The 21199-nt window shown below is 45.1% G+C and carries 16 protein-coding genes; 12 read left to right on the forward strand and 4 right to left on the reverse strand.

Annotation, left to right across the window (positions count from 1 at the left end; all coding sequences use genetic code 11):
• Positions 1–42 precede the first annotated feature (42 nt).
• Positions 43–3012, reverse strand: coding sequence for a S9 family peptidase (locus tag B3O12_RS13090; RefSeq protein WP_286756598.1), 2970 nt, complete (start codon positions 3010–3012; stop codon positions 43–45).
• Positions 3013–3115: 103 nt separating this feature from the next.
• Here B3O12_RS13090 and B3O12_RS13095 point away from each other — a divergent pair, with 103 nt between their 5' ends.
• The 4 genes from B3O12_RS13095 to B3O12_RS13110 all read left to right on the forward strand — a co-directional run bounded on the left by B3O12_RS13095 (position 3116) and on the right by B3O12_RS13110 (position 9569).
• Positions 3116–5560: a zinc-dependent metalloprotease gene (locus B3O12_RS13095; protein ID WP_286756599.1), complete on the forward strand. Its 2445-nt coding sequence runs from the start codon at positions 3116–3118 to the stop codon at positions 5558–5560.
• Between the two features lie 132 nt (positions 5561–5692).
• The gene (locus B3O12_RS13100) at positions 5693–6223 is read left to right on the forward strand and encodes a paraquat-inducible protein A (protein ID WP_189630856.1); all 531 of its coding nucleotides are present in this window, start codon (positions 5693–5695) and stop codon (positions 6221–6223) included.
• 86 nt (positions 6224–6309) lie between these two features.
• Positions 6310–7872 (forward strand): FMN-binding glutamate synthase family protein, encoded by a 1563-nt coding sequence (locus B3O12_RS13105; protein ID WP_286756601.1) that lies wholly within the window; start codon positions 6310–6312, stop codon positions 7870–7872.
• A gap of 131 nt (positions 7873–8003) precedes the next feature.
• Entirely contained in the window at positions 8004–9569 is a 1566-nt protein-coding gene (locus tag B3O12_RS13110) for an N-acyl-D-amino-acid deacylase family protein (protein WP_286756602.1), read from the forward strand.
• Here the strand turns inward: B3O12_RS13110 and B3O12_RS13115 are convergent, their stop codons facing one another.
• Entirely contained in the window at positions 9570–10022 is a 453-nt protein-coding gene (locus B3O12_RS13115) for a hypothetical protein (protein ID WP_286748111.1), read from the reverse strand.
• A gap of 174 nt (positions 10023–10196) precedes the next feature.
• Between B3O12_RS13115 and B3O12_RS13120 the strand changes: the two genes are divergently transcribed.
• The 5 genes from B3O12_RS13120 (at position 10197) to B3O12_RS13140 (ending at position 13850) form a co-directional block, all read left to right on the forward strand.
• Positions 10197–11189, forward strand: coding sequence for a serine hydrolase domain-containing protein (locus B3O12_RS13120; protein ID WP_286756604.1), 993 nt, complete (start codon positions 10197–10199; stop codon positions 11187–11189).
• A gap of 221 nt (positions 11190–11410) precedes the next feature.
• Positions 11411–11914, forward strand: coding sequence for an energy transducer TonB (locus tag B3O12_RS13125; RefSeq protein ID WP_189630851.1), 504 nt, complete (start codon positions 11411–11413; stop codon positions 11912–11914).
• 284 nt (positions 11915–12198) lie between these two features.
• Entirely contained in the window at positions 12199–12438 is a 240-nt protein-coding gene (locus tag B3O12_RS18795; protein WP_414706605.1) for an energy transducer TonB, read from the forward strand.
• A 32-nt stretch (positions 12439–12470) separates the two neighbouring features.
• Entirely contained in the window at positions 12471–13292 is an 822-nt protein-coding gene (locus B3O12_RS13135) for an AraC family transcriptional regulator (protein ID WP_286756606.1), read from the forward strand.
• A gap of 72 nt (positions 13293–13364) precedes the next feature.
• Positions 13365–13850 (forward strand): VOC family protein, encoded by a 486-nt coding sequence (locus B3O12_RS13140; protein WP_286748106.1) that lies wholly within the window; start codon positions 13365–13367, stop codon positions 13848–13850.
• Between the two features lie 118 nt (positions 13851–13968).
• On the opposite strand, the gene B3O12_RS13145 is transcribed toward B3O12_RS13140, so the two are convergent.
• Both B3O12_RS13145 and B3O12_RS13150 read right to left on the reverse strand, forming a co-directional pair.
• Positions 13969–15654, reverse strand: a complete 1686-nt coding sequence (locus tag B3O12_RS13145) for an AMP-binding protein (RefSeq protein WP_286756607.1) — start codon at positions 15652–15654, stop codon at positions 13969–13971.
• An 82-nt stretch (positions 15655–15736) separates the two neighbouring features.
• A complete protein-coding gene (locus tag B3O12_RS13150; RefSeq protein ID WP_286756608.1) occupies positions 15737–17122 on the reverse strand; it encodes a TlpA disulfide reductase family protein in 1386 nt (461 codons plus the stop codon).
• A gap of 143 nt (positions 17123–17265) precedes the next feature.
• On the opposite strand from B3O12_RS13150, the gene B3O12_RS13155 reads away from it, so the two are divergent.
• Genes B3O12_RS13155 through B3O12_RS13165 form a run of 3 tightly spaced genes read left to right on the forward strand, consistent with a single transcriptional unit; the run spans position 17266 to position 20856 of the window.
• Entirely contained in the window at positions 17266–17691 is a 426-nt protein-coding gene (locus tag B3O12_RS13155) for a sugar dehydrogenase complex small subunit (protein WP_286748102.1), read from the forward strand.
• Positions 17692–17703: 12 nt separating this feature from the next.
• The gene (locus B3O12_RS13160) at positions 17704–19638 is read left to right on the forward strand and encodes a GMC family oxidoreductase (RefSeq protein ID WP_286756609.1); all 1935 of its coding nucleotides are present in this window, start codon (positions 17704–17706) and stop codon (positions 19636–19638) included.
• A 3-nt stretch (positions 19639–19641) separates the two neighbouring features.
• The gene (locus B3O12_RS13165; protein WP_286756610.1) at positions 19642–20856 is read left to right on the forward strand and encodes a ferritin-like domain-containing protein; all 1215 of its coding nucleotides are present in this window, start codon (positions 19642–19644) and stop codon (positions 20854–20856) included.
• Positions 20857–21199: the final 343 nt, after the last annotated feature.

Consider the following 21199-nt stretch of genomic DNA (forward strand, 5'->3'; position numbering starts at 1 on the left):
CCATGCCTTCGGGAATGCCCTGTATCTATCAGGTGAGAGTATCTAGTTTTGTCCCTTACCCTTTTCCAGTTTAAGGCTGGCTCCTTCGTTTATTTTTTCTTCTGTCTGTTCGTCCACAAGCTCATATCTGAGAGTTCGACCTTTTAGTGTAGCCGGTAGACCATAGGCCATCCATTCCGGCATTGGAGCATCTTTCAGGTAATGATCAAAGAATTGTCCCATACGCACAGAAAGGTCTTTTCTGTTCTTACGCTCTCTCAGGTTATGGGCTTCATCATTGTACACCACCATCCAGCTGGGTTTTTGTAGCCTTCTCAAAGCCATGTAGAACTCAATACCCTGATACCATGGCACTGCACCATCGGCATCGTTGTGCATAATAAACAATGGGGTATTAATATTGGGCACACCGAACAAAGGTGAGTTTTCTACATAGAGATCGAATTTATCCCAAAGTGTACCTCCTATTCGAGACTGCGTTTTCTCATACTGGAACATTCGGCTCATACCCGACCCCCAACGTACACCACCGTAGGCAGAGGTCATGTTAGACACGGGAGCCCCGGCTCCTGCAGCCGCATACATATCGGTCTTGGTCACAATGTAGGCCACCTGATAGCCTCCCCAGCTTTGTCCCTGAATGGCCATTCGCTTTTCGTCTACAAAACCTTTGGCCATAACCGCCTTGGTGGCCGGCACCACATGGTCCATAGCACTTTTGCCCGGATGTCCGATTTCGTATTTAATATCTGGCACCAATACCAGGTAGTCATTACTTACAAAGTAAGGAATATTCACCGTGCTGGCACTTGGCGCAGGACTTGGGTGGCTATGCAATGAGTTAGACCTTCTTTCGTAGAAGTATACAATCATAGGATACTTCTTATTAGGGTCGAAGTTTTCGGGTTTGTAAAGAATGGCCTGCATTACTTCACCATCAAAGCCCGACTCAAACTCCACTAACTCTGCGGTACCCCACTTGTAAGGGTCTTCTTGAGCGTCCATATCCGTTAGCTTGGTCAAACCATCCATTTGCAACGAATTGGCCATATACACCTCAGGATACTCCTCGTAGGTAGACATACGCACCAATACTCTTTCGGCATCTTCAGCTTTTTCTAAACCAAACACGCTCATGTCTTTCATTACAATTACCTCCGGAACTCCCGCACTGGCCATTGAAGCATAGGCATAACCTGAGGCTTTGGTCCACTCATTAAAGACACTTACAACAGCTTTGCCGGAAGTATTCACATATTCTTCCTCACGGTCCATTCGCTGATAACGGTACACCAATTGATTGGCTCTTCCATGCCCTTGAGTTATATTCTGTGCAGCTGAGCGGTTCTCCGGATCGAATTTCCAAATATCATAGCGATCGTACAGATAGAACGCCTCATCACCTTCTGACCAACCCGGGCTACCATAGCTACCGGCCAATGAAGGGCTGTCGTGAAGTTCATCGGCAAAAGACACTTCCATATCGGCTGTAAGGTTGGTTATTTTTCCTGAGGTCACATTCATGGTATAATAATTACCATCCTCCTGATTGAACCATGACAAGTACTTTCCTCCGGGCGATAGTGATGCATAACCAACGGTGCTTTCCAGCAACAACTCTACCCGACCGGTGAGCGCATCTACCTTATAGTAGTCTCTGGGCAATTGAGTATCCCAGGTATACTGCGTTCTGAACCGCTGGTCGTCCATGGCCAGATAAAAACTTCTGTCGTTGTCTGTATCTACATAAACAGATTCAAGGTCGGTTCCTTCCAATTGAACCAAACGCCTGTTGTTTATATGAAAAACGGCCTCATAGGTTCTGTTGCGTTCCCTGCCGGCCTGCAATTTTTGCATAGGCTGAATGTATGGATCGTTGTAAGACCACACGTCCACCTCAGGACGCTCCTCTTTGAGTATAGTGGTATCGCTTTCGTATGCATACTTCATGGGCTTGGGAGCCGTACCAAAGTACATGCGCTGGCCCGACTCGGAGAATCGAATGCTGCTATTGTCTCCAACCATCCAGCCTTCCGGTATACCTCGGTTGGTAGAATCTATCCATATTTGAGCCTGTGAGTCTCCGGCCTTCCAGCCCATAATGCTCCAAAACTTTTCTTCATCCTTTTTATCGCTTGCCGTGGCAAAGAAGGCCAGCATATTGCCGTCTTCATGAATGGCCACTTTTTTATAATCGGTCATTCCGGTACTTAGCGTAACCGTTTCTCCGGTCTGTGTATTGTAAGCATAAAGGCCTGATGGATTCAGCGAATCTATTTCATCGAACTCATAAACCAGCAGATTGCCCTTTTCAGAGAAATCGTACTCCATCACCCCTTCAAAGCTCTTCATTTCTCCGGTGCGCATATTAAAAAGCACCAACTCTGTGCCCTTAGACTTGGCCCTTGGATCTTCAACTTCTTCGGGTTCTGGAGTTTCTTTTGGTTCCGGCTGCTTCTTTTTGTTCTTTTTCTTCCTCTTGTTTTTAGCGCCTTCTTCCTCGTTATTCGGCTCTTCCTTCTTTTCTACTTTCTTTTTCTCAGGCAAAGGCTTTTCATATTGCCAGGCCACCCACTCGCTCGATTCGCGCGGAAGCTGATAATTCTTTACCCTTGCAAATTTTTTGATTTCTCCGTTGCTCAAGGAAACAATAAACAAAGAGTCCTTTGGCATTTTGCTCGAAGGAGTTTTCTTTAGTTTCAGTGTTCTTTCCTCCTCGTAGGCAGGCTTAATTTCTCCCACCACAAACTGGCTATTGTTAGAAAAAGCATACCTGGAAACCCTGTCGATGACAATGCTATTTGAATTATTCAGGTTGCGCAATTCAAGTTGTGCATCGCCCACTTGTGGAGCAATTCGCCACCCGGCCCAATTGCCATCGTTGCTGATGCTCACCGACTGTATACCTTTCCAGTCATCATAAACATCGTGGGTAAGTGGTTTTTTCTGTGCCCAGGCAATGGACACCAGTACACTAAAAAGTACTGTTAATCTGATTCGTATGGTTGACATGTTCTGATGGTTTAATTATGAAGCCCCACAAATATAATTGTCTGGTCGTCTTAGCAAAGACTTCTTATATTGATGGGAATCATTCAGATAAAACTAAAGCTTCATGAATAAACGATTTTTTCTCATTCTGGTCCTTATGATAGGCTGGCAGGCAGTAAAGGCCCAGAAAAGTATAGAAGAGGCCACTCAAGGCACAGAAAAGAAAGAAGGATTTTTTACCTATTACTGGGACGAAAAGAACGGAAAGGTTTGGCTGGAAATAGACAAACTGGACACGGAATTTCTCTACGTAAACTCCTTAGCTGCCGGAGTAGGCTCTAACGACATTGGCCTGGACAGAGGGCAGCTTGGTGGTACACAAATAGTAGAGTTTAGGCGGGTTGGCCCAAAAATTCTTATGGTACAGCCTAATTATTCATACCGGGCCATTTCAGAAAATGCCGATGAAGTGAGGGCGGTAAAAGAGGCCTTTGCCGAATCAGTACTTCACGGTTTCACGGTGGCGGCCGAATCGGAGGGTAGTGTTTTGGTAGACCTTACTCCCTTGTTGCTCTCCGATGCCCATGGGGTAGCCAATACGCTTAGCCGATCCAGACAAGGCAACTTCAGACCCGATGCAAGCCGGTCGGCCATATACCCACCCATGCTCAAAAATTTCCCAAAAAACTCTGAGTTTGAAGCCACTATTACTTTTACCGGAAGTGGCGCAGGAGGCTATCTTAGAAGTGTAACTCCGTCTTCAGACGCTGTAACAGTGCGCATGCACCACTCTTTTATAGAGCTACCAGACAATGGCTATAAGCCGCGTAAGGCAGACCCCCGTTCGGGCTATGGCACCATCCGATACATGGATTACGCCACCCCCATTCAGGAAAACATTGTCAAGCAGTTTACCCGAAGGCATCGATTGGCTAAGAAAAATCCAAAGGCCAAAGTAAGCGAGCCGGTAGAGCCTATTCGCTATTATGTAGACCGTGGCGCACCAGAGCCTATCAAGTCGGCTTTAATTGAAGGTGCCCGATGGTGGAACCAGGCTTTTGAAGCTGCCGGCTATAAAAATGCCTTTATCGTTGAAGAAATGCCTGAAGGAGCCGATCCGCTGGATGTACGCTACAATGTAATTCAATGGGTGCACCGCTCTACCAGAGGTTGGTCGTATGGTTCCTCGGTAACTGATCCCCGAACAGGCGAAATTATTAAGGGCCATGTAAGTCTTGGTTCGCTACGGGTGAGGCAGGATTTTCTGATTGCACAGGGACTTTTAACCCCCTACGAAAACGGCACTACTCCTGACCCACGACTACTGGAAATGGCCCTGGCAAGACTTCGCCAACTTTCAGCCCATGAAGTAGGCCATACCATAGGCTTAATGCACAACTATATTTCCAGCACCAATGGCCGTGCTTCGGTTATGGACTATCCACACCCACTCATTGAATTGCAGAAAGGGCAGATTTCGCTTAAAAATGCCTACGATGCAGGTATTGGCGAATGGGACAAAGCAGCGGTAACCTGGGGCTATCAGGACTTTCCAGACAATGTAGATGAAGACAAGGCGCTGGATCAGCTAATTGAAGATCAATTCAAAAAAGGCCTTCAGTTTATTACTGATTTTGATTCACGCCCCATTGGTAGCAGCCATCCAAGTTCTCACCTGTGGGATAATGGCAAAAGCTCTGTAGAAGAACTCAACCGTTTGTTAGAGGTTAGAAACCATGTACTTAAAAACTTCTCTGAAAAAAACATTCCTGTTGGAGCCCCATTGGCCACTTTAGAAGAGGTGCTTGTGCCCATGTACATGCTCCACCGATACCAACTGGAGGGTGCTGTGAAAGTTTTGGGAGGCACGTATTATAACTACAAACTCCGTGGAGACTCCCAGCCCCTGCCTTCAACCGTATCGAAAGAAGAGCAAGAGGCTGCCCTCAATGCACTTTTGCGGGTAGTGAGCCCGACCCAGTTGGCCTTCCCGGAACATATTCTGAAAATCATTCCTCCCCGACCTCCCGGTTTTGGCCGTTCTCGCGAAACCTTTAACGGACGTACGGGAATAGACTTTGACCCGGTTGCTCCCGGAGAAACTGTTGCCGGAGCTGTGATGAGTTACATTTTCAATGCTCAGCGCGCTACCCGACTGGCTCAGCAGAAGGCTATGAATCCTGAGCAAATTGGCTTAACCGATGTTATCAACACCATCTTTTCTTCTCTTTTTAACGTTACTTACGCCAACCCATACTATCTGCAGCTTAACCATGCAACGCAAAACCAAATGGTGGCTGCTTTGATGGATCTATACAAAAGTAACAGTGCCTCTACCCAAGCCCGGGCCGAAGCTCTCAATGGTTTGCTCAAAATCAAGCAATTTGCAGGCAACAATGCCAACGGCAGCGAAGCAAGCTCCAATGCTCACTACCGATATCTCAATCATTTGATAGAGCTGTTTATTATGAATCCGCAAGAGCTTGAAGTTCAAAATGCGCTTTCTCCGCCCGATGGCTCGCCCATTGGTATGGAAGCCGAAAGCTGGTGTAGCTTTAGCGATAATTAATTAACAGCATACAATATCCATCAACCTCAGGGGTTCTTTCATGTGAAATACCCTTGAGGTTGTTTTTTAAAGCCTTTCCAAGTCCGTGTTACCTTTGTTTACTTTGAATCGTCTTGCACAAGAATATAACCTATGAACAGCAGAAACATAATTGCCCTGGTATTGATTGTGGTATCGCTAATATGCCTTTATCCCGGGCTCACCTTGCCTATTATTAATATTAACATTGGGGCCAACATACCATTATTGGGTAAATTCGAACTGTACGACCGCACGCAAAGTGTAATTAGCGGCATTAAGCTACTCTATGAATACGACAATCATTTGGTTGCTTCACTCATCCTGTTTTTCTCGGTAATTGTACCAATTCTCAAGGCCGTTCTGTTGTTTATGGTATTGGCTTTCAGGCAATGGAAGTTGCGCCTGAGGGTCTATCAATTTGTGGCTTTAATTGGCAAATGGTCTATGGCCGATGTGTTTGTGGTGGGCGTGTTCCTGATGTACCTGGCCACTTCTTCTGAAGAAAACATTTCTTCCAGCATTTTAGACGGCTTTTACTATTTTACAGCCTACTGTATAATTTCCATAGCTGCCATTCAGGTAATGAGCCTCAAAGACATTACCTCTCAACCCGGCACAAAGTCGGCCGATCCTATTCAGTAATTAGGCCGGCTTGTTCCTAAAAATCAATTGACGCAGAGAGTTGTAGCCTTGAAAATTTAATCTGATCTTACCAAGAAACACAGGTTATGGATCAGTTGAAGGAACTACTGGCTTCTACCCCTTGGTGGGTATATATATTGCTGCTTTTGTTGATCGTGTTTGTGCGAGACATTCTTCAGAAGAAGCATACCATTAGTCACAATTTCCCCATTGTAGGGCACCTGAGGTATTTGCTGGAAAGAATTGGTCCAGAACTACGGCAGTATATTGTAGCCAATAACCGCGAAGAACTTCCCTTTAACCGAAGTCAGCGCTCATGGATTTACGCCAGTTCAAAGAAACAAAACAACTATCAAGGTTTTGGAACCGATCAAGACCAGAGCGCAGCAGGCTATGTATTTATTAACCCGGCCTTATTTCCTTACACTCCTAAGCCAGACCACCCCAACGTAATGCACAAAGATCTTGTGCCTTGTGCCAAACTTATGGGTGGGTACAATCAGCGCAAAAGACCTTTCAGACCCCGTTCCATTGTCAATATTTCTGCCATGAGTTTTGGTTCACTGTCGGCCAGGGCCATAGAGTCGCTCAACAGAGGCGCCTACGCTGCCGGAGCTTTTCATAACACAGGCGAAGGAGGCTACTCTCCCTATCATCAGAAGGGAGCCGATACTGTTTTGCAAATTGGTACCGGATACTTTGGGGTTCGCGATGAAAATGGAAACTTCGATCTAAACAAACTCATTGAACTGACCACGGCACATCCTCAAATCAGAGCCATTGAAATAAAACTATCGCAGGGAGCAAAACCGGGAAAGGGAGGTGTTCTTCCGGCTTCTAAAATAACTCGCGAAATAGCGGAAATCCGGCACATTCCCATGGGACAAGATGTGGTTTCTCCCTCCAATCACTCTGCCTTTAGCACGCCCGCGCAACTCTTGGATTTTATAGAATTGTTAGCCGCAGAAACCGGCCTTCCGGTGGGTTTCAAAGCCGCTGTTGGTAAGCTAGAACTTTGGGAAGAGCTTACCGACCTGATGCTAGAGAAAAACATAGGCCCTGATTTTATTGCCATAGATGGTGGCGAAGGAGGCACGGGAGCAGCTCCCCCATCTTTTGCCAACCATGTAGCACTGCCTTTTGTATTTGCCTTTGCGGCCGTTTACAAAATTTTTCAGAAGAAAGGACTCACCAACCGGGTGGTATTTATTGCTTCCGGTAAATTAGGGTTTCCCTCCAATGCACTCATGGCCTTTGCTATGGGGGCCGACCTTATAAATGTGGCCAGAGAGGCCATGATGTCGGTAGGCTGTATTCAGGCGCAATCCTGCCACACCAATACCTGTCCTGCAGGAGTAGCTACTCAAAACAAGTGGCTGCAAAGTGGTATAGATGTTAAGGATAAATCGGCCAGATCTGCTCAATACCTTAAAACCCTTCGAAAAGAAATTTTAGAAATTACCCATGCAGCCGGCTATGAACACCCTTGCCAAATGACAATGGACGATGTAGATGTGGGCATGGGAGATAACAACTATACTACAACACTTACACAGGCTTATAAATACCAAAAAGAACCGGTTCCATTTAGCGGGATGAACAGTCTTATCGAATGCCCACACCTTGGAGCCATCAAGACGGAAAACTAAGCACAGGGCTCTAAGCCCCGGCAATGCCAGGGTATAGAAAGGAGCCTACATACTCCAAATCAGAGACTTGTCGTAAAATTCAGGTTTCGAAGAACTTTCTTTTTAGCTATCTTCCATTCAACCAAAGAATTATGAAGAAGCTATTTTTACTAATTGGCACCTTATTTTTTGCCTGCTCTCCCAACACCGAAAAGTTCGATATTCTTATTCTTAATGGTTCTATATACGATGCCGAGAACCAAAGCTTTTATGAAGCAGACCTGGGGATTAAGGGCGATAAGATTGCGAAAATTGGAGATCTTAAAGACGCTGCAGCCCGCCAAACCATAGATGCTACAGGCCATGTAGTAAGCCCGGGATTTATTGATGTACACTCCCACATAGAAGCTATAATGCGCATGCCCGATGCAGAAAATTTTGTTCGGCAAGGCGTTACCACAGTGCTGGCCGGGCCTGACGGCCGGGGTCCCTCTCCTATGCAGCCCTTTCTTGATTCGTTGAGCACTTACAAACTTGGCCTTAATACGGCCTGGCTTGTGGGACATAATACCATACGAAGGAACATTATGGGTACGGAAAACCGCGCCCCTACCGAAGAGGAACTGGAAGACATGAAGAGTGCCGTAGCCGAGGCCATGCAAAGTGGGGCATACGGACTATCGACCGGACTTAAGTATGTGCCGGGTTCCTTCTCCAACATAGAAGAGGTAATAGCACTTTCCAAAGTAGCTGCCCAGCAAGGAGGCATATATACCTCTCACCTGCGAGAGGAAGGCCTGGGACTAATTGAGGGCGTTCAGGAAGCCATACAAATTGGTAAAGAAGCGGGAATTCCCATTGTGCTTACTCACCACAAAGCCATAGGCAAACCCATGTGGGGAGCCAGCACTAAAACACTGGCTATGGTAGACTCTGCCAGAAACCTTGGCATTGATGTAATGATGGACCAGTACCCTTACACAGCCAGTTCTACGGGGCTTTCGGTACTGATTCCTACTTGGGCCATGGCCGGTGGACAAGAGGAATTTAAAAAGCGAATCGATGACCCGGCTACCCGCAAAAAGATCAAAGAAGAGATTATGTTTAACATAGAGTACGATCGTGGCGGTGCTGACCTAGCAGTAGTTCAGTTTGCCAATGTAAGCTGGAAACCCGATTTAAATGGTAAAACCCTGAAAGACTGGGCCATTGAAAAAGGCCTAGAACCCACCTTTAGCAACGGAGCCGAACTGGTTATAGAAGGACAGTTGAACGGTGGGGCTTCATGTATATTCCATGCCATTGGCGAAGAAGATGTGAAGAGAATTATGCAGCACCCGCTGGCCATGGTTGCTAGCGATGGAGGCCTGGCAAAACCCGGACAGGGACACCCTCACCCAAGAAGTTACGGCACTTTTCCCAGGGTACTGGGGCATTATGTCAGAGATGAAAAAGTAATTTCTCTGGAACTGGCACTGGCCAAAATGACTTCACTGCCTGCGGACCGATTGGGATTAAGCGACCGAGGCTATATCAAAGTAGGTATGCTGGCAGACATCACCATTTTCGACCCGGAAACGGTAGATGAAGGAGGAACTTTTGAAGACCCGCATCACTACCCTGTGGGCATTCCTTATGTAATCGTCAATGGCACAATTACCGTAGACCAAGGTGAAATGACTGAAAATAGAGCTGGAAGGGTATTGAGGAAAAAGTAATTATCGAACCTCAGCAATGGAAAGCTTTGCCTGATCAAGTATGGAGACTCTAAGTGTCTTGATAATTTTATTGGTTTCAATATCCTTAATAAGCACTTGATTACGGTTAGAAACATATTCCCATTTGGCCTCATCCATATAATGAGCATCCGCAGGGTGCAGCACCAGGTAGTTTACTGTTCCATCGGCCCGGAAATCATAGACTTGTCTGAAGCGGCTCAAACCAAAGGTTTGAGAATCGCAACCTTTGTATATAGTCTGCCCCTCTTCGTAAGCATGGGTCCAGCAACCGACTAAATCTGGATTTTCCACCTCGCATGAAAAGGTCATCAGTCCTAAAGACATCAGCAAAATAAGCCCCCTCAACAAACCCATTTTCGATTCAAAGCTCATAAACATAAGGACACCCCTTCTCTTCAAAGAGTTGTAAATCAGTTGATCAGCTTTATTCATTTTCTATTCCTCATTTCACTCCATTCAAATTATCAGCTATCTTAAGAGAGTTATTCAACTCATTCAGACCGCATGAAAGCAAGATTTATCCTTTTCCTTTTCGGGTTATTCACCACTACCTTCTTATGCTCACAGTCCGTCTCAGAACAAGCACACACAAAACTTCAAGCCTTCGTGGAGAAGACGCAGGTTCCCGGACTAAGTGTTTCCATCAGTCAAAAAGGCGAACTGGTCTTTTCAAAGGGTTACGGATATACCGATCTCGAGAAGAAGACCCCGGTAGACCCGTCCAAAAGTATGTTCAGAATAGGCAGCGTTTCCAAAACATTGACTGCTGCTGGTTTGGCCAAACTCTATGAAGAGGACAAGGTAGATTTAGATGCCCCTATTGAGCGCTACGTACCCATTTGGCCCGATAAAGGAGCCACCATAAGTTTAAGACAATTGGCCGGACATTTAGCGGGCATCAGGCACTACAAAGGGCTGGAATTTTTAAGCAATGTACATTATGAAGAAGTGGTAGATGGTCTGGGCATATTTATCAACGATCCACTAATTAATACTCCGGGTACGGAATATGTCTATTCTTCCTACGGTTGGAACCTTATCTCGGTGGCCATGGAAAATGCAGCGGCTCCCGAAGCCGGCTTTCTGTCTGATGTAAGTTTTCTTTCCTACATGGAGTCGGAGGTATTTGCGCCTTTAGGCATGAACCATACCCAGCCAGACTATGCCAATCAGGACATACCCAACCGGGTGAGCTTCTATCAGTTTCAGGACGGAAAAGTGGTAGAAGCCCCAACAGTAGACAATAGCTACAAATGGGCCGGTGGCGGATTCATCGGCACCACAGAAGATCTATGCAAATTTGGGCAGGCTCACATGAAAGAAGGCTTTCTCAAAGCTGGTACTCTCAAAGAATGGATGACTTCACAAAAGACCATAGCGGGTAAAGAAACCGGCTACGGAATTGGGTGGCGAATTTTTGAACGCCCGAGCGGAAAAACCTTTTACGGACACAGTGGGGGTTCGGTAGGCGGCATCACCTACTTTCTCATTCACCAGCCAAGCGAAACAGTGCTGGCTATTACCGGCAATATGGATCCGCTCAACTACGGTGGGCTTCAGTTTGAATTGATGGAAATGTTCATAGATAACGCAAAGTAAAAATCGATCAGGCCATTTCACTCGATGACCTATTTTTCAGAATCTATCTGTCAGCGGCAAAGGATGGTTTTGGAAGCATACCGAAAATCCCTTTACGCCCTTTAATCCGGAACACCTTTTGCCGTAACACTCAACTATCTTTCAGCGAGGCTTCTTTTTTATTTCAAAATAAACTAATACATTAGTTCTGAAATTATTTTATTAGTTAATCAATCAACCCTATGAAAAAGTTATTACTACTAGCCTTAGCTGCGTTTGTCTTCTCCTGTTCAGACAGCGAATTATTTATAGAGCCTCAGGAAGATATCTCTGTAGCCTATTTAGAAGTAGAAAAGCCGGTAAGCATCGACCAGGTTTTTACAGTCGTTGATGAACAGCCCATTTACCCCGGAGGTATTGATGCCTGGCACAACCACCTTTTAACCAACCTTACATACCCCGAAAAGGCCAAAGAAAAAGGAGTGGAAGGGAATGTCTACCTAAGCTTTGTGGTAGATAAAACCGGTGAATTGCGTGATTTTAAGGTAATGAGAGGAATTGGAGCGGGCTGTGACGAAGAAGCATTGCGTGTGCTGATGGAATCAGAAAAATGGGTACCTGGCAAGCAACAAGGCGAGCCCGTAAGCGCTCGTATGCAATTACGCATTGCATTCAAGCTCTCGGAAGGAGACAAAGGTCCATCATCAATCAGTGTTGAAGAGGAAGAAGAAATTGTTGAGAACTAGGTTAGTCCTATCGATTATTCCGAAGTCACTTCCCATTGAGTCCAAACGGTCAAAAAACTTTCACTGTCAAAGCAAGCCTTATTATAGGGCTTGCTTTTTTATTCCTCTATAACTGTCAAAAAAGTGCAGTCACTGTTAACTATGGAAGTCTTATACCGGCTTACCACACCATACACATTCCGGCTTCATACCCTGGAGGAATTACAGCATGGAACAACTTTCTGAAGGAAAACATCAGATACCCCAAAACTCAGTTAAGAATAGAAGGAAAAGTATTGTTGAACGTGTCCATTGATTCTTCCGGAGAGGTAAGCCATGTTAAAGTAGTTCGGGGTTTGCACCCCTTATTAGATGCAGAAGCCAAGAGACTAGTGCTAAGTTCGGGTAAATGGAATCCGGCCACACGGAGAGGCAAGGCTGTCAATGATTCTATTGCTTTTTTCATTTATTTCAGAAATAACCAGATCTCACAATCAAACAGGAACTCTACTATTAGTCACCGTTCGTTGCTCATGCCAGGTTAGATTTACCAAGAACTTTTCGCCAAATTGAACTCATGAACTACGAGACTTTTAACCCCCATCCAGATTTAGAAGCGGTAGTCAAGTGTTATTGGACGTTGGAAGTCCCCAATGGTTCACAGGCACCCAAACAGCGTATTGTCCCCGATGGGTGCATTGAAATGTGTTTCATTCTTGGCGATGACATTAAAAGGTTTACTTCCGAAATGGCCTATGTTCTTCAGCCCAGGGCTATGGTCATTGGCCAGATAACCACGCCATATTATGTGCAGCCAACAGGCTATGTCAACTCATTTGCCATTCGCTTCTATCCATACGGCTTTGCTAATTTTATCCGAACCCCTATTCAGGAATTGGCTGACAAAGACACCCCTCTTCATGCTCTTTTCGATGAAGTCTCTATTGGTTCTCTTGAGCAGGACATAATAGAGGCTACTTCAACTAATGAGAGAATAGAAATAATCGAGCGCTTTCTCAAAAACAGGCTTAACGAATCTGCCGTGGTCGATCAGATTGTTAAGTCAACCATAGATGCCCTCTACAAAACAAAGGGTAAAGCATCTATTGGCACCATACTGAAAGAGGAACCGCACAAGAGGAGAAACCTTGAAAGGAATTTTTCCAGATTAGTGGGAATTAGCCCAAAGCAACTTGGGAAGATTATACGGCTGCAAGCTGCACTGCAGTCTCTTTTGAATAAAAAAAACGAAACACTGACCCAAATAGCCTATGAAAGTGAGTATTACGATCAGGCGCACTTTATCAAAGATTTCAAAGAGTTTACAGGCATAAATCCAAAGGAGTACCTGAATGATGAACAAATGATGCTTTCCTCATTGATTTACTCCGAAAGCTAGACCTGTCGCATTTTTACAATTCTGTATTTTAAAACTGACCTAACTAGCACCCACATTAAATAGTGTTGACCAATGAAATACCGTACCCTTAGCTCTGCCATTCTATTGGTTTTGGGGAGCATAATTATTTACTATGCCGAAAATCGTTTAAACTCTAATCAAATAATCCATCCACAAAACAAACCAGCCATGCAAAAATTTGTCTCTATTGTTGAAATTCCTGCCACCGATATATCGAGAGCCGTAAAGTTTTATCAATCCATACTAGACATACAAATTGAAAGCATAGAGATGCAGGGAACAGAGATGGGAATTTTTCCGGCTGACGGGCAGTCTGCATCGGTTGTAATCACCAAAGGCGAAGGCTATGAGCCATCTGCTACGGGTGTGCTTGTTTATTTGAATGGTGGTGAGGACTTAGAGCCGGTATTAAAAAAGATTGAGAAAAGTGGTGGACAAATATTACTGGCTAAAACCCTAATTGACGAAGAAAACGGGTATTTCGCTCTATTCCTCGATACGGAGGGAAACAAAATGGGCTTGCATTCTATGAATTAATCAACTTGGCCTTTGCAAGCATTACAAAGGCCAATTAATTTTGATCCTTCACTTCCTATAGAGCACCTGCCTAAGCTTTTACTCAGCCATTGATTTCCTTAGTTCACCAATTCCCCAATCATCCTGCCTTTGACCTCTCCTCTTCCATTTCTTTGAGCTTTCTGCGTAGAATTTTACCCACATTGCTCTTGGGCAATTCATCTACAAACTCAATGTATTTCGGTTTTTTATAGCCGGTAAGTTCTTCTTCACAATAAGTTCTTAGCTCTTCTTCCGTAAGGCTGGCATCGGATTTCACCACAAAGGCCTTTACACATTCAGTAGAACGCGCATCGGGCACCCCAATAACGGCCACTTCCAGTACTTTAGGGTGGTCTACAATCACATTCTCCACTTCATTGGGGTATACGTTGAAGCCGGAAACATTGATCATATCTTTCTTGCGGTCTACAATCTTGAAGAAGCCCTCTTCATCCATCAGCCCTATATCACCCGTGCGGAACCATCCGCCATCAAAGAAAACACCTTCATTGCTCTGGTTCCAATAGCCACTCATTACTTGTGGTCCCTTAATGCAAATCTCCCCTATTTCTCCCTGCGCCAGTTGTTGGCCTTCATCTGTAAATATAGCCAGTTGGGTAGAGGGCAATGGCAATCCGATGGTTCCCATCTTGTGTGTACCATCTAGTGGATTACAGCTGGCAACTGGCGAGGTTTCGCTCAGTCCATAACCTTCTACCAGATCCGAGCCGGTGGTTTCTTTCCACTTGCGGGCCACAAAATCCTGCACAGCCATGCCTCCGCCAATGGCTCCTTTCAAATGGCTCCAGTCTACCTCCTTTACATTCGGTTGGTTTAACAAACCATTAAACAGCGTATTTACTCCTGTAAAAAGGGTAAATGAATGCTTTTTAAGCTCCTTTATAAAACCGGGCATATCGCGCGGGTTGGTAATCAGCACATTTTTGGCTCCAATGTACATCATAAACGTACCGTTGACATTGAGGGCAAAAATGTGATAGAGCGGGATTGCGGTGATCATAACCTCCGTTTGCCCCTTTCTGAGCAATGGCCTGAACCACTCATTAATAATGAGAGTATGAGCCACTACATTATCATGGCTTAAAGTAGCTCCCTTAGAAACACCTGTGGTACCGCCTGTATATTGCAAAAAGGCCGTATCGGCTCCTGAAATATCTACTTTGGTGTATTTCATGCGAGCACCTTCTTTTAGCACTTTTTTAAAGGCCAATGCTTGGGGAATTGAGTAGGCAGGCACCATTTTCTTCACATGTTTCACCACCAGATTCACAAGAGTACCCTTAAAGCCGCCCAGCATATCGCCCAGCTCGGTAATAATGATGTGCTCTACCTTTATTTTTTTCAAAGCCTCTTCCAGGCTATGGGCAAAGTTGGCCACTATTACTACAGCCTTAACCTGAGCATCGCTAAACTGATGCTCCATTTCCCGATGGGTGTACAGAGGGTTCGTGTTTACCACAACACAGCCGGCCTTGAGAGCACCAATGAGCACTATGGGATATTGCAGGCAGTTGGGCATTTGAATGGCTATTCGATCTCCCTTCTTCATCCCCAGCTTATTCTGTAAATAAGCTGCAAAGAAGTCGGATTGCTGGTCTACCTCATGGTAGGTCAGCGATTTGCCCATATTTTCAAAGGCTTCTTTGCTCCCAAAGTTCTTGAAAGAGGTTTCTAAAAGCTGAATTAGGTTATCCGGCCTTTTGTCAGAAATATCTGCAGGAATTCCTTCAGGGTACCTTTTTACCCAAATGCGTTCACTCATGTAAATTCTAGATTTTGGCTATCTCCAAATATAAAAGAAATGGCAAGTCAATCGATTGCCAGACTCACATATTTGGATGCGTTTATGGTTTTGCTTTTAAATAACTATCCAACAGCAGTCTGGTTTGCGGATCGGACGGCTTTGGAGCAAAAACGGATATAATCTGAAAAGAAGAATCTAACAACAGGTATCGTGGAATGGTAATAACCTTGTAGTCCGCAAGATCTAACCGGTTGATAGCGTACTCGTTGTCTTTTTCTAATTGGTGTTTCTCCAGATACTGCTGCCATGCCTCCAAATCGGTATCTATAGAAACCGGAACGAAAGTTATCGGATCGTTGGCGTAGTCGTTTTTGAGTTCTTCAAAGGCCGGAAACTCTGCAATACAAGGCCCACACCAGGTAGCCCACAGGTCTACGTAAATCAGTTCACCTTTAAACGAACTCAGGTTTACCTGCTCTCCCAGAGCATTTGTCAATACCACATCGAAGGCCGGCTTACCAGGGTTCAAGGCCTCATAAGACTGCAACTTGGTTTGAATCATTGCTTTGTAGTCTTCGGCTATATTGGAAGCTAACAACTGATTGGTCTCCTGCTCCATTTCCTCGGTTAAACCTGCCAGTTCCAATTGGGTAGACCATGCACCCATTTTGTCATACTCAATCATGTAGGGGGTAAAGGTCAATTCTGCAAAAATGCCTACCTGCTGCAAAGCCGGATCAACGAGCTCCAGCAGCATGTCCCTAAAGTTGGGGTGCTTCATGTACTTGTCTTGCATAAGGCCAGCAGCCAATGAGTTTATTTCGTCTTTGAGGGGAACCAGTAGTTCTGCTTTTTTCTTTTCAGAGTACTCCCAAAAATCTTTGAACGAACCATATATGGGCATTGAAAGAATGGTATTGAGCTGATCCAGCGTTAACCGCATACTCTCCAGCTCCATAAATTCTTCCGTAGCTTCAAGTTCTTGCAGTGCTTTTCTTCTTTCTTCGGTTTTGGCTTTGGCCAATGCCCAAGTTTCAGACACATTGGCACTTTGGAGGTTTCGCCCACCTTCTAAATAAGAACCACTCTTAGGAAACGGCACACCGCTTAAATAGGCCTGCAGAGTAGCACTGGCTCCATTGAACACCGCTGCTTCCGGATCTCGATAATCTACTTCCAGATAAAGTTCATCACCAGGGCTAAGGTAAAGTTTGTTTCTACCTAAGGAAAAATAGCCCGGCTCATTAAGCTCAAAAGAAAGACTAAACTGCCCCTCTTCATTAGTATGTATAAGTTGATCGTTGCCCAAGCCAAAATCGGAGGCTAGGGATCGGTCATTTAAAATTTTGGAAGCATTGCCCCAGTTTACCAGTTTACCGGATAAGCGCACCCGACTGTCTATATTTTCGCTGTTTTGGCAAGAAATCGCCAGAAAAATTAAAGCCATCAAGGCCTGGGCAACCACTGTTTTTCTAAAAATTCGCATGCCTCAAAAGTAGTAAAAGCGATATAAAAGTCATGCCGCTCATAAAATGGCCCGGCTCTCTATTTAAGATCGGCTCAGGGAGGGGTTTTAAATACGGAAGATTTTGTTGAACTTAGAAAGTATAAACATCACACATCAGTATTATGGATAAACACATACCCCCCAGGTTAGATGTATTTCTAGACATTTCAACTTATCTCACCGGCTTCCCCCTAATCGATCTTCAGAGCACGGGCATGGCCGAGGTCTACTTCAATACTATTGTAGCCCATGTAAACCCGCAAACAATCGATCAATTCTATGATGCTTGCAAGTCCATTCTAAAGCTAAAAAGTACTGAAGCCATAAACGAGGCTATTGAGAAAGAGCTAATTCCTAATGGCAATTATGCCGGATTAGGCCAGAAGATTATTCTTATGTGGTATTTGGGTACCTGGGATGGCAATGTAATTTCAGCCCAGAGCTACACACAAAGTCTGGTGTGGGAGGTTGCCGAAACACATCCGCCAGGAGCCAAACAACCCGGCTACAATTCGTGGAGTGAGCCACCCATTAAAATTAACTGCTAAACACACACTATTATGGAAAACAACACCACTGAATACGATGTAGTTATCGTAGGGTCAGGGATTGGAGGCTCTATTGTGGCCAAAACCTTGTCACAAGCCGGTAAAAAAGTCTTACTTCTGGAAGCGGGACTGGAAGCAGGTATGAGTTTTCAGAAGAAAGAGGCCTTCGATAATTATATGGGCTACTTGAATACCTTTTACGAAAAGGCAGCAAAAGTTCCCAACTCCCCTTATCCCAATTTAAAAGATGCTCCATCGCCCGATGTACTGGATATAGAGCCAATTACTGCCTGCCAACCTTCTACCAAAGGATACCTTGTTCAGGCCGGCCCATTGCCCTTTGGCAGCGATGCCTGGCGGGGTCCCGGAGGAACCACCATGCACTGGCTGGGCTCTACACCGCGCATGTTGCCAAACGATTTCCGAATGAAAACACTCTACGGAGTGGGTGTCGATTGGCCCTTCGACTACAACACACTTAAGCCTTACTATGAGATGGCTGAATTTGAGATTGGTGTATCGGGCAGTGTTTCGGAACAAAAAGGGCCTGACGTAGATGTGGAAAGAGACTATGGTGAAAACTATCAGTTTCCCATGAAAAAAGTACCGCAAAGCTATTTGGACAAGCAAGTGATTGATAGTGTTCCTTCCGGTTTTAAAGTTTTCTTCAATGGCAAAGAGCATGAACTTCAATTTGTGAGTACTCCTCAGGGAAGAAACTCCATTCCGAATGCCGATTACCCTTATGCCGATATAGTTTGGAACAAAAGCAGTGGTAAGCTACAACTGCAGGCCGAAAAACGCTGGAATACTTTTACCAAAGCCTACGAACATGTAGAACAACGGCATGCCACATATAGCCCGGTTGGAGCCGTATGGGACGACCATCAAGGACACAGATGTGAGGGAAATGCAAGCTGCGTTCCCATTTGTCCGGTACAAGCCAAGTACAACGCCCTTAAAACCCTGCGCAAATCAGACCCAAAACATATCGCCATCCGCACCCGCTCAGTGGCCTCCAAAGTACTCACCAATGAAGAAACCGGTGAAGTCACTGGTATTGTATATAAAAAATATGAGAACCCATCTTCATCCGTATTCGAAAGTCATGTAGCCAAAGGCAAAATTTATGTATTAGCAGCCAATGCCATTGAAAACGCTAAACTCTTGCTCGCTTCCGGCATAGCCAACTCAAGCGACCAGGTGGGTAGAAATCTTATGGATCACATGGTAATGCTCACTTGGGGCTTGCTTCCCAAAAAGGCCTATCCGTTCAGAGGACCTGGTTCTACCACCAACATACCCACCATGCGCGATGGCGAGTTCCGCAAAGATCATGCAGCCTGCATCTCTCCTATCGACAACTGGGGCTGGGGCTGGCCCAAGTTTTCTCCTGGTTCCGATGTAGAAAATGCAGTGGCTCAAGGCATGTTTGGCGAAAGCCTGCGCAATCACATACACCACATGGTGCCAAGACAACTGTTATTGCACTTTGAGTGTGAACAAACTCCGGAGCCGGAAAACAGGGTAACCATCGACCCCAATTACCTGGATAATCTGGGTAATTACCGTCCGGTAATCCATTACAGTGCCTCGGACTACATGAAAAAGGCCTTTGCTGAATACAAGAAAGTGTCCGATCAGATTTTTAAAGCTGCGGGTGTTCAAGATTTTACCGAATACACAACCGACAATCCCGACCATGTAGAGTATCAGGGCAAAGTCTACAATTTTTGGGGTGCCGGTCATATTGTTGGTACTCACCGCATGGGCAACGATAGCAAAGATTCCGTAGTCAATGAAAATGGCCAAACCTGGGACCATAATAATTTATACCTGGTAGGATGTGGAAACATGCCCACTCTGGGAACCTCCAATCCAACACTCACCATGTCGGCTCTGGCCTTTAAAACCTCTGAAGCAATTCTTAACCACTTGAACAGCTAAATCATGAAACTCTCCTTTCGAAAAAAAGATAATCCAAAACGTCACCTGTTAATTCCTGAAGCTGATCAGTCACGCGGTGAAGACCAGCGTTTCGAACAGTCTATACTCTTAGAGGCTGCAGAACATGCTTCAGAAAAAAAATCTATTGAAGACCTTAAGGCCGATCTGCAAACAGCCATGGACCTGGAGCTTTCTACCATTCCCCCCTACTTATCGGCTCTTTACTCTATAAAAGAAGGTACAAACCTAGAGTCGGTAGAGATAATTAAAAGTGTGGTGATTGAAGAAATGCTTCATATGGTTATGGTAGCCAACCTGCTCAATGCGGTTGGTGGCACACCTAGCATAGGCACTTTTACTCCCAATTATCCATCACAACTGCCGGGAAATGTAATGCCTCAGCTCATCGTACCCCTGGCTCCATTTTCCATAGACTCTATCCGTACTTTCGAGAAAATTGAGCACCCCGAAGGCGCCTTGCAGTTTCTATCAGAGAAAGATAAGGAGCTGGCAAGAAACAGTGCAGACCCTAGCTTTACCGGCATTGGCGAATTTTACAAAGCCATTAAAGACACACTGATTAAACTGGAAAAAGAAGCTCAAAATAAAGGTGAAAGCATATTTACTCCCAACAGAAACCAGGTGAGCGATGAACAGTACTATGGTTCCGGAGGTAAAATAATTACTGTGAACAACCTGACAGACGCTATTCAGTTAATCGATGAAATAGTTGGGCAAGGCGAAGGTACATTAGGCACTATCTTCTCGCAGGAATACGACCCTAAAGACGATGATTACAAACTATTTGGCCCCGATGTTGAAGAGTATGCCCATTATTTCCGCTTTAAAGAAATAAGGTTTGGCAGATTCTATGCCGTTACCGATTCCGCTCACAGAGACAGCCCCAATAAAGGTCTGCCAACGGGCCAGCCCTTTAGGGTAGACTGGGGAGCCATGTATAACTTCAGGCCAAACCCTAAGCTTTCCGACTATGACAAAGGTTCGGCAGTTTATGAAAAATCATTGGAGTTTAGCAAAACTTACACGGCTCTTCTGAAAAACATCAATTTAGCCTGCAACGGACAACCCGACCAACTCATAAAAGGAGTGACACTCATGTATGATCTTAAATACAAAGCCATGGAGCTGATGAAAATACCACTAGATGACGGAAGGTACACGGCAGGGCCTTGCTTCGAAATTGTGGATTGCGACTAACCCAAGGCAAATCCACCTTTCAAAAGGGTAAAGATGCCCATCTGCTACCTGCAGAACTTCTAGGTATATCACCTTAAACCGGGCATCTTTTCTACGAAAGACTGACAAGAATTACTATTGGTAAATTTTAACTTGAAGCGGTTGGCTGACTTCCAAAAGCATGGCCTCTGTAACCAGCACATTAAAATGCTGTAGGAGAAGGATTACTCGTACCCACAAGCACGCCCTCATCCCCTCGTGAATCTCCGCTACGCTGCGATTTCGAACCGTTCGAATCCAGAGATTCATTACTTTATTCATGCTGTAGGAGAAGGATTCGAACCTTCACGGAGAGGTTAGGCCG

Source organism: Roseivirga sp. UBA838 (assembly GCF_002296035.1).
GTDB classification, from domain to species: Bacteria; Bacteroidota; Bacteroidia; order Cytophagales; family Cyclobacteriaceae; genus Roseivirga; species Roseivirga thermotolerans.

Excerpts from the sequence above, each read along its gene's own strand:
- B3O12_RS13090 (WP_286756598.1), bottom strand. The coding sequence starts at position 3,012 with ATGTCAACCATACGAATCAGATTAACAGTACTTTTTAGTGTACTGGTG.
- B3O12_RS13095 (WP_286756599.1), top strand. The coding sequence starts at position 3,116 with ATGAATAAACGATTTTTTCTCATTCTGGTCCTTATGATAGGCTGGCAG.
- B3O12_RS13100 (WP_189630856.1), top strand. The coding sequence starts at position 5,693 with ATGAACAGCAGAAACATAATTGCCCTGGTATTGATTGTGGTATCGCTA.
- B3O12_RS13105 (WP_286756601.1), top strand. The coding sequence starts at position 6,310 with ATGGATCAGTTGAAGGAACTACTGGCTTCTACCCCTTGGTGGGTATAT.
- B3O12_RS13110 (WP_286756602.1), top strand. The coding sequence starts at position 8,004 with ATGAAGAAGCTATTTTTACTAATTGGCACCTTATTTTTTGCCTGCTCT.
- B3O12_RS13115 (WP_286748111.1), bottom strand. The coding sequence starts at position 10,022 with ATGAATAAAGCTGATCAACTGATTTACAACTCTTTGAAGAGAAGGGGT.
- B3O12_RS13125 (WP_189630851.1), top strand. The coding sequence starts at position 11,411 with ATGAAAAAGTTATTACTACTAGCCTTAGCTGCGTTTGTCTTCTCCTGT.
- B3O12_RS13135 (WP_286756606.1), top strand. The coding sequence starts at position 12,471 with ATGAACTACGAGACTTTTAACCCCCATCCAGATTTAGAAGCGGTAGTC.
- B3O12_RS13140 (WP_286748106.1), top strand. The coding sequence starts at position 13,365 with ATGAAATACCGTACCCTTAGCTCTGCCATTCTATTGGTTTTGGGGAGC.
- B3O12_RS13145 (WP_286756607.1), bottom strand. The coding sequence starts at position 15,654 with ATGAGTGAACGCATTTGGGTAAAAAGGTACCCTGAAGGAATTCCTGCA.
- B3O12_RS13150 (WP_286756608.1), bottom strand. The coding sequence starts at position 17,122 with ATGCGAATTTTTAGAAAAACAGTGGTTGCCCAGGCCTTGATGGCTTTA.
- B3O12_RS13155 (WP_286748102.1), top strand. The coding sequence starts at position 17,266 with ATGGATAAACACATACCCCCCAGGTTAGATGTATTTCTAGACATTTCA.
- B3O12_RS13160 (WP_286756609.1), top strand. The coding sequence starts at position 17,704 with ATGGAAAACAACACCACTGAATACGATGTAGTTATCGTAGGGTCAGGG.
- B3O12_RS13165 (WP_286756610.1), top strand. The coding sequence starts at position 19,642 with ATGAAACTCTCCTTTCGAAAAAAAGATAATCCAAAACGTCACCTGTTA.